The organism is Bradyrhizobium sp. UNPA324, from assembly GCF_006658635.1.
GTDB classification, from domain to species: Bacteria; Pseudomonadota; Alphaproteobacteria; order Rhizobiales; family Xanthobacteraceae; genus Bradyrhizobium; species Bradyrhizobium nanningense.
The window spans coordinates 1,594,435-1,613,154 of record NZ_LFJD01000004.1 but is presented as its reverse complement, the minus strand read 5'-3'; the positions used below and the strand labels follow the sequence as shown (position 1 = coordinate 1,613,154).

Annotated in this window: 9 protein-coding genes; all 9 read left to right on the top strand. The window is 62.8% G+C overall.

What is annotated here, in order from left to right:
* Window positions 1-313: 313 nt before the first annotated feature.
* Window positions 314-4,432 carry a DNA-directed RNA polymerase subunit beta gene (gene rpoB / locus UNPA324_RS07905; RefSeq protein ID WP_128919609.1) on the top strand — a complete coding sequence of 1,373 codons (4,119 nt, stop codon included), beginning with the start codon at window positions 314-316 and terminating at the stop codon, window positions 4,430-4,432.
* Window positions 4,433-4,561: 129 nt separating this feature from the next.
* The gene (rpoC, locus tag UNPA324_RS07900) at window positions 4,562-8,758 is read left to right on the top strand and encodes a DNA-directed RNA polymerase subunit beta' (RefSeq protein ID WP_128919610.1); all 4,197 of its coding nucleotides are present in this window, start codon (window positions 4,562-4,564) and stop codon (window positions 8,756-8,758) included.
* 192 nt (window positions 8,759-8,950) lie between these two features.
* Window positions 8,951-11,011 carry an FAD-dependent oxidoreductase gene (locus UNPA324_RS07895; protein ID WP_141934301.1) on the top strand — a complete coding sequence of 687 codons (2,061 nt, stop codon included), beginning with the start codon at window positions 8,951-8,953 and terminating at the stop codon, window positions 11,009-11,011.
* Between the two features lie 134 nt (window positions 11,012-11,145).
* Window positions 11,146-13,185 carry an ABC transporter ATP-binding protein gene (locus tag UNPA324_RS07890; RefSeq protein WP_141934299.1) on the top strand — a complete coding sequence of 680 codons (2,040 nt, stop codon included), beginning with the start codon at window positions 11,146-11,148 and terminating at the stop codon, window positions 13,183-13,185.
* 879 nt (window positions 13,186-14,064) lie between these two features.
* Entirely contained in the window at window positions 14,065-14,436 is a 372-nt protein-coding gene (gene rpsL, locus UNPA324_RS07885) for a 30S ribosomal protein S12 (RefSeq protein WP_007603006.1), read from the top strand.
* Window positions 14,437-14,451: 15 nt separating this feature from the next.
* On the top strand, window positions 14,452-14,922 hold the full coding sequence (gene rpsG / locus UNPA324_RS07880; RefSeq protein ID WP_008136420.1) for a 30S ribosomal protein S7: 471 nt from the start codon (window positions 14,452-14,454) through the stop codon (window positions 14,920-14,922).
* 33 nt (window positions 14,923-14,955) lie between these two features.
* On the top strand, window positions 14,956-17,028 hold the full coding sequence (fusA, locus tag UNPA324_RS07875) for an elongation factor G (RefSeq protein WP_128919614.1): 2,073 nt from the start codon (window positions 14,956-14,958) through the stop codon (window positions 17,026-17,028).
* Window positions 17,029-17,068: 40 nt separating this feature from the next.
* Window positions 17,069-18,259 (top strand): elongation factor Tu, encoded by a 1,191-nt coding sequence (gene tuf, locus UNPA324_RS07870; RefSeq protein WP_126258104.1) that lies wholly within the window; start codon window positions 17,069-17,071, stop codon window positions 18,257-18,259.
* A gap of 83 nt (window positions 18,260-18,342) precedes the next feature.
* On the top strand, window positions 18,343-18,651 hold the full coding sequence (gene rpsJ, locus UNPA324_RS07865; RefSeq protein WP_002712302.1) for a 30S ribosomal protein S10: 309 nt from the start codon (window positions 18,343-18,345) through the stop codon (window positions 18,649-18,651).
* Window positions 18,652-18,720: the final 69 nt, after the last annotated feature.

Genomic DNA, 18,720 nt, shown 5'->3' with positions numbered 1-18,720 from the left:
TTGTCGCCCCATATCGGGTCGGCAGCACGAAAGCGCGGTGGGCAGGGTGCTGGATTCCCTGTAAGCCGTTGGGAGAGCAAGCTATTTCGGGCTTTTGCAGTCCGTGAAGACGATCGTTGTGACGGGCGGGCGCGCACCAGCGCCCCGCGCGTCGTTTTGCGTTTTGAAGGTCTGAAGAACAGATTCAGGACATTCTCGCCTGAAACTGAGTCTGCGGCCCCCAAAACGGGTTCGAAAAATTCAACCCGGGGAGCGGTGGCAGCCGCGTCCTGGACGGCGCGCCCAGATCGGGCGACGAAAATGAGAGGCCACGATGGCGCAGCAGACATTCACCGGTCGCAAACGCGTTCGCAAGTTCTTCGGACATATCAAGGAAGTGGCCGAGATGCCGAACCTCATCGAGGTTCAGAAGGCGTCCTATGATCAGTTCTTGATGGTCGATGAACCCCAGGGTGGCCGTCTCGACGAGGGTCTGCAGGCGGTGTTCCGCTCGGTGTTTCCGATCTCCGATTTCTCGGGCACCTCGATGCTGGAATTCGTCCGCTACGAGTTCGAGCAGCCGAAATACGACGTCGACGAGTGCCGCCAGCGCGGCATGACCTTCGCGGCGCCCCTCAAGGTGACGCTGCGCCTCATCGTGTTCGATATCGACGAGGAAACCGGCGCGAAGTCGGTGAAGGACATCAAGGAGCAGGACGTCTACATGGGCGACATCCCGCTCATGACGATGAACGGCACCTTCATCGTCAACGGCACCGAGCGCGTCATCGTCTCGCAGATGCACCGCTCGCCCGGCGTGTTCTTCGACCACGACAAGGGCAAGACCCATTCCTCGGGCAAGCTGCTGTTTGCCGCCCGCGTGATCCCGTATCGCGGCTCCTGGCTCGACATCGAGTTTGACGCCAAGGACATCGTCTATGCGCGTATCGACCGTCGCCGCAAGATTCCGGTGACGTCGCTGATGTTCGCCCTCGGCCTCGACGGCGAAGCGATCCTGTCCACGTTCTACAAGAAGATCCTCTACAAGCGGACCAAGGAAGGCTGGCGCGTTCCGTTCGACGCCAACCGTTTCCGCGGCTACTCGACCGTCAACGATCTGATCGACGCCGATACCGGCAAGGTCGTGCTCGAGGCCGGCAAGAAGCTCACCGTCCGTGCCGCGCGCCAGCTCCAGGAGAAGGGGCTGAAGGCGCTGCGCATGTCCGATGAGGAGCTGGTCGGCAACTATATCGCGGAGGACCTCGTCAACCCGAAGACCGGCGAGATCCACGCCGAGGCCGGCGAGGAAATCACCGACAAGTCGATGAAGGTGCTCAACGAGCACGGCTACAAGGAATTGCCGCTGCTCGACATCGACCACGTCAATGTCGGCCCCTACATCCGCAACACGCTCTCGGCGGACAAGAACATGACGCGCGAGGACGCGCTGTTCGACATCTACCGCGTGATGCGCCCGGGCGAGCCGCCGACGCTGGATTCGGCGCAGGCGATGTTCCAGTCGCTGTTCTTCGACGCCGAGCGTTACGACCTGTCCGCGGTCGGCCGCGTCAAGATGAACATGCGCCTCGACCTCGATGCGCCCGACACCCAGCGTACGCTGCGCAAGGAAGACATCCTCTCCGTCATCAAGACGCTGGTGGACCTGCGCGACGGCAAGGGCGAGATCGACGACATCGACCATCTCGGCAACCGCCGTGTGCGTTCGGTCGGCGAGCTCATGGAGAACCAGTACCGCATCGGCCTCTTGCGCATGGAGCGCGCGATCAAGGAGCGCATGTCCTCGGTCGACATCGACACGGTCATGCCGCAGGACCTGATCAACGCCAAGCCCGCGGCTGCCGCCGTGCGCGAGTTCTTCGGCTCCTCGCAGCTCTCGCAGTTCATGGACCAGACCAACCCGCTCTCGGAGATCACCCACAAGCGCCGCCTGTCGGCACTTGGACCGGGCGGTCTGACCCGCGAGCGCGCCGGCTTCGAAGTCCGCGACGTGCATCCGACCCATTACGGCCGCATCTGCCCGATCGAGACGCCGGAAGGTCCGAACATCGGCCTGATCAACTCGCTCGCGACCTTCGCGCGCGTGAACAAGTACGGCTTCGTCGAGACGCCGTATCGCAAGGTCAAGGACGGCCGCGTCACCGACGAGGTCGTGTACCTCTCGGCGATGGAAGAGGGCCGTTACACGGTCGCGCAGGCCAACGTGCCGCTCGACCCGAAGGGCCGCTTCACCGAAGACCTCGTGGTCTGCCGTCATGCCGGCGAAGTCTTGCCGGTGACGCCGGACAAGGTCGACTACATGGACGTGTCGCCGAAGCAGCTCGTTTCGGTCGCCGCGGCGCTGATCCCGTTCCTCGAGAACGACGACGCCAACCGCGCGCTGATGGGCTCGAACATGCAGCGCCAGGCGGTGCCGCTGGTTCGCGCCGAGGCGCCGTTCGTCGGCACCGGCATGGAGGGCGTGGTCGCGCGTGACTCGGGCGCTGCGATCGCGGCGCGCCGTTCGGGCGTGATCGACCAGATCGACGCGACCCGCGTCGTCATCCGCGCCACGGAAGATCTCGATCCGACCAAGTCGGGCGTCGATATCTACCGTCTGATGAAGTACCAGCGCTCCAACCAGTCGACCTGCATCAACCAGCGTCCGCTGGTGAAGGTCGGCGACATCGTCAAGAAGGGCGACATCATCGCCGACGGTCCCTCGACCGATCTCGGCGAGCTCGCTCTGGGGCGGAACGTGCTCGTCGCGTTCATGCCGTGGAACGGCTACAACTTCGAAGACTCGATCCTGCTCTCCGAGCGGATCGTGAAGGAAGACGTCTTCACCTCGATTCACATCGAGGAGTTCGAGGTGATGGCCCGCGACACCAAGCTCGGGCCTGAGGAAATCACCCGCGACATTCCGAACGTCTCGGAAGAAGCGCTGAAGAACCTCGACGAAGCCGGTATCGTCTACATCGGCGCGGAAGTGCGCGCCGGCGACATCCTGGTCGGCAAGATCACGCCGAAGGGCGAAAGCCCGATGACGCCGGAAGAAAAGCTGCTGCGCGCCATCTTCGGCGAGAAGGCTTCCGACGTTCGCGACACCTCGCTGCGCGTTCCTCCGGGCGTGCAGGGCACGATCGTGGAAGTTCGCGTGTTCAACCGTCACGGCGTCGACAAGGACGAGCGTGCGCTGGCGATCGAGCGGGAAGAGATCGAGCGTCTGGCCAAGGACCGCGACGACGAGCAGGCGATCCTGGACCGCAACGTCTACAACCGTCTTGCCGAGCTCCTCGAAGGGCGGCAGGGCATTGCAGGTCCCAAGGGCTTCAAGAAGGACACCAAGATCACCCGTGCGGTGCTCGAGGAGTACCCGAAGTCGCAGTGGTGGCTGTTCGCTTCGCCGAACGACAAGCTGATGGCCGAGATCGAGGCCATGCGGAAGCAGTACGACGAGTCGAAGAAGGGGCTTGAACAGCGCTTCCTCGACAAGGTCGAGAAGCTTCAGCGCGGTGACGAATTGCCGCCCGGCGTGATGAAGATGGTCAAGGTCTTCGTCGCGGTGAAGCGCAAGATCCAGCCCGGCGACAAGATGGCCGGCCGCCACGGCAACAAGGGCGTGGTGTCGAAGATCGTGCCGATCGAGGACATGCCGTTCCTCGAAGACGGTACGCATGCCGACATCGTGCTCAATCCGCTCGGCGTGCCCTCGCGCATGAACGTCGGACAGATCCTCGAGACCCATCTCGGCTGGGCGTGCGCCGGCCTCGGCAAGCGTATCGGCCAGACGGTCGATGCCTATTTGTCGAAGCAGGACATCAAGCCGTTGAAGGAGACCTTGAAGAAGGTCTACGGCGACGACGAGACGATCAAGTCGCTCAACGACAACGAGCTGCTCGAGCTCGGCCACAACTTAAGCCGCGGCGTGCCGATCGCGACGCCGGTGTTCGACGGCGCCAAGGAAGCCGACATCGAGGAGATGCTGAAGCTTGCCGGTCTCGACGCTTCGGGTCAGTCGACCGTCTATGACGGCCGCACCGGCGATCCGTTCGATCGCAAGGTGACAGTGGGCTACATCTACATGCTCAAGCTGCACCATCTGGTCGACGACAAGATCCACGCGCGTTCGATCGGTCCGTACTCGCTCGTCACCCAGCAGCCGCTGGGCGGCAAGGCGCAGTTCGGCGGCCAGCGCTTCGGCGAAATGGAGGTGTGGGCGCTCGAGGCTTACGGCGCGGCGTACACGCTCCAGGAGATGCTGACGGTGAAGTCGGACGACGTCGCCGGCCGTACCAAGGTGTACGAGGCGATCGTGCGCGGCGACGACACGTTCGAGGCCGGTATTCCGGAATCGTTCAACGTGCTGGTCAAGGAAATGCGCTCGCTCGGCCTCAACGTCGACCTGCACAACTCCAAGATAGGACCGGCGCCGACGTCGGAAGCGGCCGAGTAATTCGACCTGTCATGCCCGGCCTTTGCGGCCGGGCACCGGCGCCCCGTCCGAGGCCTTGAGGGCAGGGCGCCCTGCAGAAGTGATTTTCGAATTTGCGGCCGGAGGCGACCGGCACGCGAGGAGAAGACGATGAACCAAGAAATTATGAATCTCTTCAACCCGACGACGCCGGCTCAGGTCTTCGACCAGATCCGGATCTCGATCGCGTCTCCAGAGAAGATTCTGTCCTGGTCCTACGGCGAGATCAAGAAGCCGGAGACCATCAACTACCGTACCTTCAAGCCCGAGCGCGACGGCCTGTTCTGCGCCCGCATCTTCGGGCCGATCAAGGATTACGAGTGCTTGTGCGGCAAGTACAAGCGCATGAAGTACAAGGGCATCATCTGCGAGAAGTGCTCGGTCGAGGTGACGCTGTCGCGCGTCCGGCGCGAGCGCATGGGCCATATCGAGCTCGCAGCCCCCGTCGCCCACATCTGGTTCCTGAAGTCGCTGCCCTCGCGCATCGGCCTTCTGCTGGACATGACGCTGAAGGATCTGGAGCGGATCCTCTACTTCGAATACTACGTCGTGCTCGAGCCTGGTCTCACCGCGCTCAAGGACCGTCAGCTGCTGTCCGAGGACGAGTATCTCAAGGCGCAGGACGAATACGGCCAGGACTCCTTCACCGCCATGATCGGCGCTGAAGCGATCCGCGAGCTGCTCAAGGGCATGGACCTCGAGAAGCTGGAGGCTTCGCTCCGCATCGAGATGCAGGAGACCGACTCCGACATCAAGCACAAGAAGCTCGCCAAGCGCCTGAAGATCGTGGAAGCGTTCCGCCACTCCGGCAACAAGCCGGAATGGATGATCATGACCGTGGTTCCGGTGATTCCGCCGGACCTGCGTCCGCTGGTGCCGCTGGACGGCGGCCGCTTCGCGACCTCGGACCTCAACGACCTCTATCGCCGCGTCATCAACCGCAACAACCGCTTGAAGCGGCTGATGGAGCTGCGCGCGCCCGACATCATCATCCGCAACGAGAAGCGCATGCTTCAGGAAGCGGTCGATGCGCTGTTCGACAACGGCCGCCGCGGCCGCGTCATCACGGGTGCCAACAAGCGCCCGCTGAAGTCGCTCGCCGACATGCTCAAGGGCAAGCAGGGCCGCTTCCGTCAGAACCTGCTCGGCAAGCGCGTCGACTATTCCGGCCGTTCGGTGATCGTGGTCGGTCCCGAGCTGCGCCTGCATCAGTGCGGCCTGCCGAAGAAGATGGCGCTCGAGCTGTTCAAGCCGTTCATCTATTCGCGGCTCGACGCCAAGGGCCTGTCCACCACGGTGAAGCAGGCCAAGAAGCTGGTCGAGAAGGAGCGGCCCGAAGTCTGGGACATCCTGGATGAGGTGATCCGCGAGCATCCGGTGCTGCTCAACCGCGCGCCGACGCTGCATCGCCTCGGCATCCAGGCGTTCGAGCCCGTGCTGATCGAGGGCAAGGCGATCCAGCTTCACCCGCTGGTCTGCTCGGCGTTCAACGCCGACTTCGACGGCGACCAGATGGCCGTGCACGTTCCGCTGTCGCTCGAAGCGCAGCTGGAAGCGCGCGTCCTGATGATGTCGACCAACAACATCCTGCATCCGGCCAACGGTCAGCCGATCATCGTGCCGTCGCAGGACATCGTGCTCGGTCTCTACTACGTTTCGATCATGCGCGAAGGCCTGCCCGGCGAGGGCAAGATCTTCGGCGACATGGCCGAGCTCGAGCACGCCCTGCACGCGAAGGTCATCCACCTCCACACCAAGATCAAGTACCGGTGGCAGGGCATGGACGAGACCGGCAAGGTCTCGACGCGCTGGATCGAGACCACCGCCGGCCGCGTCATGCTCGGCAATCTGCTGCCGAAGAACCCGCGGATTTCGTACGAGATCATCAACAAGCTGATGACCAAGCGCGAGATCTCGGGCGTGATCGACCAGGTCTACCGTCACTGCGGTCAGAAGGAGACGGTGATCTTCTGCGACCGCATCATGGCGCTGGGCTTCTACAACGCGTTCAAGGCCGGCATCTCGTTCGGCAAGGACGACATGGTCGTGCCGCACGGCAAGTGGAAGATCGTCGACACCACGCGTACGCTGGCGAAGGATTTCGAGCAGCAATACAACGACGGTCTGATCACCCATGGTGAGAAGTACAACAAGGTCGTCGACGCCTGGTCGAAGGCCACGGAAGAAATCGCCAAGGCGATGATGAAGGAGATCTCCTCGACCAAGAAGACGGCGAGCGGGGCCGATGCCGACATCAACTCGATCTACATGATGGCTCACTCCGGTGCCCGCGGTTCGCCGGCCCAGATGCGCCAGCTCGCCGGCATGCGCGGCCTGATGGCCAAGCCGTCGGGCGAGATCATCGAGACGCCGATCATCTCGAACTTCAAGGAAGGCCTCTCGGTGCTCGAGTACTTCAACTCGACCCACGGTGCCCGTAAGGGCCTCGCGGACACCGCGTTGAAGACCGCCAACTCCGGCTACCTGACCCGTCGTCTGGTCGACGTCGCGCAGGACTGCATCATCACGCAGAGCGATTGCGGCACCAAGCTCGGCATCAAGATGCGCGCCATCGTCGATGCCGGCACCGTGGTCGCTTCGCTCGGCTCGCGCATCCTCGGACGCACGGCCTGCGAAGACATCCGCGACAGCTCCGGCAAGGTGATCATCAAGCGCGATACGCTGATGGAAGAGAGCCATCTGGACGCCATCCAGCAGGGTGGCGTGCAGGAGGTGAAGATCCGCTCGGCGCTGACCTGCGAACTCGTCAACGGCATCTGCGGCAAGTGCTACGGCCGCGATCTCGCCCGCGGCACGCCGGTCAACCACGGTGAAGCGGTCGGCGTCATCGCGGCGCAGTCGATCGGCGAACCGGGCACCCAGCTCACCATGCGCACCTTCCACATCGGTGGTGCGGCGCAGCTCAACGAGCAGTCCTTCGTCGAAGCCAACTTCGACGGCAAGATCGTGATCCGGAACAAGGCCATTGCCCGCAACAGCGAAGGCCATCTGATCGCGATGGTGCGCAACATGGTGGTGGCGATCGTCGATGCCGACGGCACCGAGCGTGCGACGCACCGCGTCCAGTACGGCTCGCGCCTGCACGTCGACGAGGGCGACATGGTCAAGCGCGGTCAGCGCATCGTCGAGTGGGATCCCTACACCCGTCCGCTCCTCACCGAAGTCGAAGGTACCATCGGCTTCGAGGATCTGGTCGAGGGGCAGTCGATCTCGGAAACGCTCGACGAAGCAACCGGTATCGCCAAGCGCGTGGTCATCGACTGGCGCTCCACCCGCGGCGGCTCGGACCTGCGTCCGGCCATCGTGGTCAAGGGCAAGGACGGCAAGGTGCTCAAGCTCGCCCGTGGCGGCGATGCCCGCTACATGCTGTCGGTCGACGCCATTCTCTCGGTCGACGTCGGAGCCAAGGTCAATCCGGGTGACATTCTCGCCCGTGTCTCGACCGAAAGCGCCAAGACGCGTGACATCACCGGCGGTCTGCCGCGGGTGGCGGAACTGTTCGAGGCACGGCGTCCGAAGGATGCGGCGATCATCGCCGAGATCGCGGGCACCATCCGGTTCGGGCGCGACTACAAGAACAAGCGTCGCATCTCGATCGAGCCGATGGACAAGACCGACGAGCCGCGCGAGTACCTGATCCCGAAGGGCAAGCACATCCACCTTCAGGATGGCGACGTCGTCGAAAAGGGCGATTTCATCGTCGAAGGCAACCCGGCACCGCACGACATTCTGGCGGTCAAGGGCATCGAGGAACTGGCGGCCTATCTGGTCAACGAGATCCAGGAGGTCTATCGGCTCCAGGGCGTGCTCATCAACGACAAGCACATCGAGGTGATTGTCCGTCAGATGCTCCAGAAGGTGGAAGTCACCGACCAGGGCGATACGGACATGATCTCGGGCGAGCAGGTCGACAAGATCGAGTTCGACGCGTTGAACGAGAAGGCCAAGGAAGAGGGCAAGAAGCCTGCCACGGGAACGCCGGTTCTGCTCGGCATTACCAAGGCGAGCCTCCAGACCCGTTCGTTCTTCTCGGCGGCCTCGTTCCAGGAGACCACCCGCGTCCTCACGGAAGCGGCGGTCAACGGCAAGGTCGATCCGCTCGAAGGCCTCAAGGAAAACGTCATCGTCGGCCGGCTGATTCCGGCAGGCACCGGCGCCTCCATGGCCAAGATCCGCGAAGTCGCCATGAAGCGCGACAAGCTGATCCTGGACGAGCGCGAGAAGCAGGCGGCCGTCGTGTCGCCCGCTCCGGAAGCGGAGCTTCCTGCGCTGCCGCCCGCGGAATGATCGTTCATCCGTAGGAATACTGAGGACAGTGAAAAGGCCGGCGAAAGCCGGCCTTTTTGCCGCATTCTTTGCCTGCTGCGATGCAGGATCAACGTTTGTTCATCTTTCCTTCAGGCGTAAAAGCGCTTCTGCTAGGAGAGTTTAGACCGGTGGTCCCGTGAAGGGGGGCGGACCGGAGACCACGGAACTCACATGCTTGATCTCGCAATCGTAGGCGGCGGCCCTGGCGGGCTGATGAGCGCTTGGTATCTGAAGCGCAAGCTTGGCGATCTCTGTCGCGTCACCATCTACGAGGCCTCCGACCGGCTCGGCGGCAAGATCGTCACGCGCAAGTTCGATTCCGCGCCCGCGATGTACGAGGCCGGCGTGGCCGAGATCTACGATTACTCGATGACGGGTCCGGATCCGCTGCGCGAGTTGATCCAGCATTTCGGGCTGCAGACCATTCCGATGGACGCCGAGCAGGTGCACCTCGGCGGCGAGCTGCTGAACGACGTGCCCGGCATGCGCCGCAGATACGGCGCCAAGACCGCTTCTGCGATCGAGGCCTTCCGCAAGCGTTGCACCGAGATGATGTCGCCGATCGAATATTACGAGGGCGTCGGCGCGCACGACAACGAGAATCCCTGGGCCTACAAGACCGCCGAGCAGGTGCTCGACGAGGAGGTCGAGGACGAGACGGCCAAGCGCTTCTTCAAGGTGATGGCGCGCTCCGACATCGCGACCGAGAGCCACAACACCAACGGCCTCAACGCGCTCAAGAACTACCTGATGGATGTCGACGGCTATATCGGCCTCTATTCCATCCAGAATGGCAATGAGCAGCTGATCGAGTGCCTGCAGTCGGAGGTCAACGCCGACATCCAGCTCAATCATCGCGTGCTCGCGGTGGGCAAGGCGCCGACCGGCCGCTACCAGCTCAAGATGATGAACGGCAAGGGACCGGAGACCCGCGACTTCGATCTCGTGCTGGTCTGCCTGCCGCATTCCTGGCTCGCCACCATGGGGTGGGAAGGCGAACAGCTGCGCAAGTCGATGGTCAAGCACGTCTCCTACTTCGACCGTCCCGCGCATTACCTGCGCGTCTCGATCCTGTTCGACACGCCATTCTGGGGTGAGAAGATTCCCGGCGCCTGGTTCATGTCGGAAGCTTTCGGCGGTTGCTGCGTCTACAACGAGGGCGCGCGCCACGACGTCGGCAAGCACGGCGTGCTGAACTGGCTGATTCCCGGCTCCGACGCGCTGGCCTACGCCAATCTGTCGGACCAGGAGCTGATCGACGCCGCGCTGAAGTCGCTGCCGGCTTCGCTCGGCGATGCGCGTTCGCATTTCATGGAAGGCAAGATCCACCGCTGGCTGTCGTCAGTGAACGCGATACCGGGCGGTCTGCCCGTGCGCGACGTCATGACCAACCACCGGCCGGAGCCGAAGGAGCATCCCGGCATCGTGGTGGTCGGCGACTATCTGTTCGACTCGACGCTGAACGGCCTGCTCGATTCCTCGGACGCCGCCACCGACATCATCCTGACCGAGATGATGCGCCTGCGCCGGGAGCGCGCGCAGGAGGACAAGCCGCTCTCCGACAAGATCGATCGCGGTTATTTCGAAAACTATCGCGGCCTCGGCCCCTATCACGAGGCTTGGCGTCACTTTACCGACCCCGATTATCTCACCAAGCTGCTGGGCATCGTCTGGGGTAAGACGAAGGGCGCCAAGCTGCTCGTCGCGGGCTCCGCCAGCGGCGAGCTGATCGGCGCGCTGCGCGAGCGCGGCATCGATGCCTTCGGCATCGAGAACAACCGTGCCATCCACGCCAAGACGCCGAAGGCGCTGATGACGTACAACAAGCTCGGCTCGATCACCGACATGCCGTTCAAGGACGGCGCGTTCGACTTCGTGTTCGAGACCAGCCTCTGCCACGTTTCCCCGAAGCAGGTGGTCCGCGCGATCCGCGAGCTCAACCGCGTGGTCAAGACCGGCCTCGTGTTCGGCTCGATCACCTCGGACATGGCTCCCGCTCTGATCGACCGCTACGACCTGCTGCGCGGGGTCAAGAAACTCGGCACCTGGTGGGAATGGTCCGAACTGTTCTTCGGCAATGGTTTCGACCTCTCGATGCACCGCAAGGATTGCACCGATGCGCTCTGGGAGGCGACGCTCGCCGCCAACAAGGGGCCAGGGCAGTGGTACGCCGACGCCGACAGCTTGCGCTATTCCTTCTTCGACAAGGTCGAGGACGAGGACGAGGAATAGCCGCGGGACACGCGTCGAATTCGCCAATTGTTTTGCCGAATTCATCCTGATCGCATAGAATCGGTGCAATAGCGGCTTTCCGCTACGTCCTGCTTTCTCTGCGGTCATGCCGGCCGTCAGCATCGGTTGGTTTCATGGCATCCAAGCCTCTTTCGCCCGACAAGCCTCTCTCGCCCGACAAACAGAAGCTCGCCGCAGAAGAGGCGGCCGAGCTCGACGACAAGCTCGCCGCTTCTGCCAAGCCGGACCTCGACGACGAGGAGGATGACGAAGACGAGGCGGATGACGGGCTGGAACTCGAGGACGACGATGAGGACGAGGATCTCGTCGTCTTTACCGCCCGCGAAGCCGCCGGCGCGCTCGCGACCATCCTCGGGTTCGTCAAACCCTATCTGACGAACTACAAGCGAATGCTGTCATTCGTGGCGTTTGGCGTCTGCGTCGAGACGCTGTTCAACGTCATCATGCCGCTCAGCCTCAAGTTCCTGATCGACGACGCGCTCGGCGAGGAGGACTTCCAGGCACTGTACAAGATCCTCGGCGTGCTCGCCGTCGCCGGCATCTTCACCTCGATTGTCGCAGTCTGGTATGAGCGCTGGGATGCGCGGCTGGCGGCCTGCATCATCTCGGACGTCCGCAAGCGCCTGTTCGAGCACGTCCAGGACCTGCCGACGGCCTATTTCGGCCGCACCAAGCGCGGCGAGATCTTGTCGCGCTTCTCGGTCGACCTCTCGGCGTTCGAAGGCTCGGTCAAGACCTTCGCCAACAGCGCGGCGCTGCCGTTCCTGGAATTGATCGCCGGCATCATCCTGATGTTCTTTTTGAACTGGCAGCTCGCGGTCGTCGCGCTGCTCGTGTTCCCGATCACGCTGATCGGCCCGCGCATTCTCACCCCGAAGGCGGTGCAGGCCAATTACGAGCAGAAGCTCAACGAGAGCGCGCTGCTCGGCATGGTGCAGGAGAACGTGGCGGCGCAGGCCGTGATCAAGGCATTCAGCCTGCAGCGCAAGATGTTCGGCTTCTTCGCCTTCCGCAACGACGAGACGCGCAACAAGATCGCCTCGGCCGGGTTCCTGTCGACCATGGTGGAGCGCACGGTCACCATCTCGGTGCTATTGCTGCACCTCGTGGTGCTCGCGATCGGCGCGTATCTCGCGACCAAGGGGCAGATCACCATCGGCACCTTCGTCACCTTCGAGAGCGCATTCTGGGAGGTCTCCTACAACATCGCCCATGTGATGCATTTCATCCCGGTGTCGATCTCCTCGGCCGCCGCGGTCCGCCATATCCAGGAGCTGCTGGACGAGCCGACCCGTAGTGCCGATCGTCCCGGTGCGCCTGATTTGCCGCGCATCACCAACGACATCACCTTCGACCACGTCACCTTCCAGTACGAGGGCAGTCAGACGCCGGTGCTGGACAATCTCAGTCTCAAGCTCAACGCAGGCAAGCGCATCGCGATCGTCGGCCCCAGCGGCTCTGGCAAGAGCACGTTGCTCAACCTGATCCTGCGGCTCTACGTGCCCGACGAGGGGCGCGTCACCATCGACGGTGTCGACGTCCGCAAGGTGACGCTGGATTCGCTGCGCCGGAGCATGGCGGTGGTGTTCCAGGAGAACATGCTGTTCAACATGTCGATCCGGGAGAACATCCGGCTCGGCAAGGAGGGCGCGACCGACGAGGAGGTGGAGGACGCCGCCAAGAAGGCCGAGATCCACCGCTACATCATGGGTCTGCCGCAGCGATACGACACGCCGGTCGGCGAGCGCGGCGACACCCTGTCTGGCGGCCAGCGCCAGCGCATCGCGATCGCGCGCGCGATCATCCGCAACCCCTCGGTGCTGCTGCTGGACGAAGCCACTTCAGCGCTGGACCAGACCACGGAAGCGGCGATCAACCGCACGCTGCTCAAGGTCGCCAAGGGCCGCACCATGATCTGGTCGACCCACCGTCTGACGTCGGTGGTCGAGATGGACGAGATCATCGTGATTTCCGGGGGCAGGGCGATCGAGCGCGGCTCTCATGCCCAGCTGCTCGCCAGGAACGGCACCTATCGCAAGCTGTGGAACGACCAGATCCACCAGCCGCATGGCGCGGCTGCCCTCGCCGACGATAGCACAGACGATGACGACGAAGACGACCTCGAGGAGGATGAGGACGACGAGAAGGAGTGATCGGGCTCAGCACCGATTCCGTGATTCCGGTCATCGGCGCTGGCTTGATTCCCGACGTGACGATGAGCATTTCGATTCGAAAAACACGTCGATGGCTCTCATGCGGATTGGTCAGGACCATCGAAAACGCCGCGAGCCGATATCGCTGGCGTCGGTCGCGCCGGACAATCGTCCGTCGATCCTGGTGAAGTCCCCCGCCGCCGGGTGCTGCTGAAGCGGACAGATTTGCGCTTACAGGTCAAAAACACCGTCCGGCGGGACATAAAAGTACTTTTTACCCGGATATAAATTACAGCGAGGCTGGCGAAGTGAAGTCTGCGGTCTCGTGTCGGGGGGCACGGTGAGGGCGGCAAACAGCGATTTTGAGAGGCTCCTGAAGCGCTTCCTGACTGTCGTTTCGCCTTGACTTGAGCGACTCTCACTTATAGAAAGCGCCTCACTTAACGACAGGCGGTGAGCATCGCCAGCGTCGGAACGGGCCACCCGTTAGACCCCATGGACTTGATCCAGAAGGGTCGCTTAAGGCGGGCACCAACCTCGACGAATGCCGCTCAAACGCTGTCGATCATAGCTAGGCAATGCCAGTGCGATTCTAGTTCTCTTGAGCACGTTCTCTTGAGATCGAATTCGGATGCATGACCTCAGTGCGCGGGCCACGGCTTTACGCTGACCGGCCTCAATACTGCGGTCCTCTGTGGCGTCGAAGCGCTTTCCGCCCGTTGATGGGGTGGTTGGCGCGATTTCGCTTTGTGCGGTTAGTTCCGCGGAAGGTGACCTCGTCGAGCAGGTAGCTCGAAAGAATTTGCAGTCCCGGCAACGGGCTGCGGCAAGACAGCGGATCCCAATAGGGGCTGCGACAGAACAAAGGGTAAGGCCAGGATGCCGACGATCAACCAGCTGATCGCTCAACCGCGTGAAGTGCAGAAGTCGCGCAAGAAGGTGCCGGCGCTGCAGCAGTCGCCGCAGAAGCGTGGTGTTTGCACCCGCGTCTACACCACGACCCCGAAGAAGCCGAACTCGGCGCTTCGTAAGGTCGCCAAGGTGCGCCTGACCAACGGCTTCGAGGTGATCGGCTACATCCCCGGCGAGGGCCATAACCTCCAGGAGCACTCGGTGGTCATGATCCGCGGCGGCCGCGTCAAGGACTTGCCCGGCGTGCGCTACCACATCCTCCGCGGCGTTCTGGATACCCAGGGCGTCAAGAACCGTAAGCAGCGTCGTTCGAAGTACGGCGCGAAGCGTCCGAAGTAAGCGGGAACCAGGTCCATGTCTCGTCGCCACTCAGCGGAAAAGCGCGAAGTCCTTCCCGATCCGAAGTTCGGGAACATCATCGTCACGAAGTTCATGAACTCGGTGATGTACGCCGGCAAGAAGTCGGTCGCGGAAGGCATCGTTTACGGTGCGTTCGGCATCATCGAATCCAAGACCAAACAGAACCCGCTCGGCGTGTTCGAGCAGGCGCTCGAGAACGTCATGCCGACGATCGAGGTTCGCTCTCGCCGCGTCGGCGGCGCGACCTACCAGGTTCCGGTCGAGGTTCGCTCGACCCGCCGGCAGGCGCTCGGCATCCGCTGGCTGATCTCGGCTGCGCGCGAGCGCAACGAGAAGACCATGACCGAGCGGCTTTCGGCCGAGCTGCTGGACGCATCGAACAACCGCGGGAACGCCGTCAAGAAGCGTGAAGACGTGCACCGGATGGCGGAAGCCAACCGCGCCTTCTCGCATTATCGCTGGTAACGGCGACACACTCGGACTTGCAAGGAACGACCCATGCCCCGCCAACATGCCATCGAGGACTACCGTAACTTCGGTATCATGGCGCATATCGACGCCGGCAAGACCACGACGACCGAGCGCATCCTCTATTACACCGGCAAGAGCCACAAGATCGGCGAAGTGCACGAAGGTGCTGCGACGATGGACTGGATGGAGCAGGAGCAGGAGCGTGGCATCACGATCACCTCGGCTGCGACCACCGCCTTCTGGGCCGGCAAGCGCCTGAACATCATCGACACTCCCGGCCACGTCGACTTCACCATCGAGGTCGAGCGCAGCTTGCGCGTGCTCGACGGCGCGGTTTGCGTGCTCGACTCCAACCAGGGCGTCGAGCCCCAGACCGAGACAGTCTGGCGCCAGGGCGACAAGTACAAGGTTCCGCGCATCGTCTTCGCCAACAAGATGGACAAGACCGGCGCCGACTTCTTCAAGTGCCTGGCCGACATCGTCGACCGCCTCGGTGCCAAGCCGATCGCGATCCAGCTTCCGATCGGCGCCGAGAACAACTTCAAGGGTCTCGTCGACCTCGTGAAGATGCAGGGCATCATCTGGAACGATGAATCGCTCGGCGCGAAGTTCGATTATGTCGACATTCCCGAGGATCTCGTCGAGCAGGCCAAGGAATATCGCGAGAAGATGGTGGAAGCCGCCGTCGAGCTCGACGACGACGCCATGGCCGCCTATCTCGACGGCAAGGAGCCGGACGAGGCGACGCTGAAGCGGCTGATCCGCAAGGCGGTGCTGACCGGCGCGTTCTATCCGGTGCTGTGCGGCTCGGCCTTCAAGAACAAGGGCGTGCAGCCGCTGCTCGACGCCGTCGTCGACTATCTGCCGTCGCCGATCGACGTGCCCGCGATCAAGGGCACCGACGACCGCGGTAACGAGGTCGTGCGCAAGGCGGACGACAAGGAGCCGCTGGCGCTGCTCGCGTTCAAGATCATGGACGACCCGTTCGTCGGCACCATCACCTTCTGCCGCATCTATTCCGGCGTCCTGCAGAGCGGCACCGGCGTCGTGAACTCGACGCGCGAGAAGAAGGAGCGCATCGGGCGCATGCTGTTGATGCATGCGAACAACCGCGAGGACATCAAGGAAGCCTATGCGGGCGACATCGTCGCGCTGGCGGGCCTGAAGGAAGCGCGCACCGGTGACACGCTGTGCGATCCCGACAAGCAGGTGATCCTAGAGAAGATGGAATTCCCCGAGCCGGTCATCGAGATCGCGATCGAGCCGAAGTCCAAGGCCGACCAGGAAAAGCTTGGCGTGGCGCTGGCCAAGCTCGCCGCGGAGGATCCGTCCTTCCGCGTGTCGACCGACCAGGAGTCCGGCCAGACCATCCTCAAGGGCATGGGCGAACTCCATCTCGACATCAAGGTCGACATTCTCAAGCGTACCTACAAGGTCGACGCCAACATCGGCGCCCCGCAGGTTGCGTTCCGTGAGCGCGTCACCAAGAAGGCCGAGGTCAAGTACACCCACAAGAAGCAGACCGGCGGTACCGGTCAGTTCGCGGAAGTGTCGATCGTGGTCGAGCCGAACGAGCCCGGCAAGGGCTACGAGTTCGAGTCCAAGATCGTCGGCGGTGCGGTTCCGAAGGAATACATCCCCGGCGTCGAGAAGGGCCTCAACAGCGTGATGAGCTCTGGCGTGGTCGCGGGCTTCCCCGTGGTCGACGTCAAGGTTCAACTCGTCGACGGCAAGTATCACGACGTCGACTCGTCGGCGCTCGCCTTCGAAATCGCATCGCGCGCGGCATTCCGCGAAGCCTTGCAGAAGGGCAAGTCCGTCCTGCTCGAGCCGATCATGAAGGTCGAAGTCGTGACCCCGGAAGACTACACCGGCTCGGTCATCGGCGACCTGAATTCCCGGCGCGGTCAGATCCAGGGTCAGGACATGCGCGGCAACGCCAACGTCATCAACGCGATGGTGCCGCTCATGAACATGTTCGGTTACGTGAATAACCTGCGCTCGATGAGCCAGGGTCGCGCGACCTTCACCATGCAGTTCGACCACTACGCAGAAGCGCCGGCCAACGTGTCGGCAGAAGTCCAGAAGAAGTTTGCCTGATTGTCGTCGGTCTAAAGCTGACGATTGAACGGAGAGTCAAATGGCCAAAGCAAAGTTTGAACGTAACAAGCCGCACTGCAACATCGGCACCATCGGTCACGTCGACCATGGCAAGACGTCGCTGACCGCGGCGATCACCAAGGTTCTCGCCGAAGCCGGCGGTGCGACGTTCACCGCGTACGACCAGATCGACAAGGCGCCGGAAGAGAAGGCGCGCGGCATCACCATCTCGACCGCGCACGTCGAGTACGAGACGCCGAACCGCCACTATGCCCACGTCGACTGCCCCGGCCACGCCGACTACGTCAAGAACATGATCACCGGCGCCGCTCAGATGGACGGTGCGATCCTGGTCGTGTCGGCTGCCGACGGCCCGATGCCGCAGACCCGCGAGCACATCCTGCTCGCCCGCCAGGTCGGCGTGCCCGCGCTCGTCGTGTTCCTCAACAAGTGCGACATGGTCGACGATCCGGAGCTGCTCGAGCTCGTCGAGCTCGAAGTCCGCGAGCTGCTCTCGAAGTACGACTTCCCGGGCGACAAGATCCCGATCATCAAGGGCTCGGCGCTCGCCGCCCTCGAAGATTCCGACAAGAAGCTCGGCCACGACGCCATTCTCGAGCTGATGAAGAACGTCGACGAGTACATCCCGCAGCCGGAGCGTCCGATCGACCAGCCGTTCCTGATGCCGGTTGAAGACGTGTTCTCGATCTCGGGCCGCGGCACCGTCGTGACCGGCCGTGTCGAGCGCGGCGTCGTCAAGGTCGGCGAGGAAATCGAGATCGTTGGTCTGCGCGCCACGCAGAAGACCACGGTCACCGGCGTCGAAATGTTCCGCAAGCTGCTCGATCAGGGCCAGGCCGGCGACAACATCGGTGCGCTGCTCCGCGGCACCAAGCGCGAAGACGTCGAGCGCGGCCAGGTGCTGTGCAAGCCGGGTTCGGTCAAGCCGCACACCAAGTTCAAGGCTGAGGCTTACATCCTCACCAAGGAAGAGGGCGGTCGCCACACCCCGTTCTTCACCAACTACCGTCCGCAGTTCTACTTCCGCACCACCGACGTGACCGGTGTCGTGCATCTGCCGGAAGGCACCGAGATGGTGATGCCGGGCGACAACATCGCGATGGAAGTGCACCTGATCGTGCCGATCGCGATGGAAGAGAAGCTCCGCTTCGCGATCCGCGAAGGTGGCCGCACCGTCGGCGCCGGCGTCGTCGCCTCGATCATCGAGTAACAAGCGAATAGGGAATGGTGAGTGGCGAATAGGGATCTCTATTCGCTACTCGCTACTCGCCACTCACTAGAGAAAGCACGGCAATGAACGGCCAAAACATTCGTATCCGTCTCAAGGCGTTCGACCATCGTATCCTCGATACGTCGACCCGCGAGATCGTGAACACGGCGAAGCGCACCGGCGCGCAGGTCCGCGGACCCATTCCGCTGCCCACCCGCATCGAGAAGTTCACCGTCAACCGTTCGCCCCATGTCGACAAGAAGAGCCGCGAGCAGTTCGAGATGCGCACTCACAAGCGACTGCTCGACATCGTCGATCCGACCCCGCAGACCGTCGATGCTTTGATGAAGCTCGACTTGGCCGCCGGTGTCGACGTCGAGATCAAGCTCTGAGCATGCCCCCGAAAAGTGGGCACCGGTTTTCGGATCGGGTCATGCTCACTTACGAAGATTAGCTAGTCC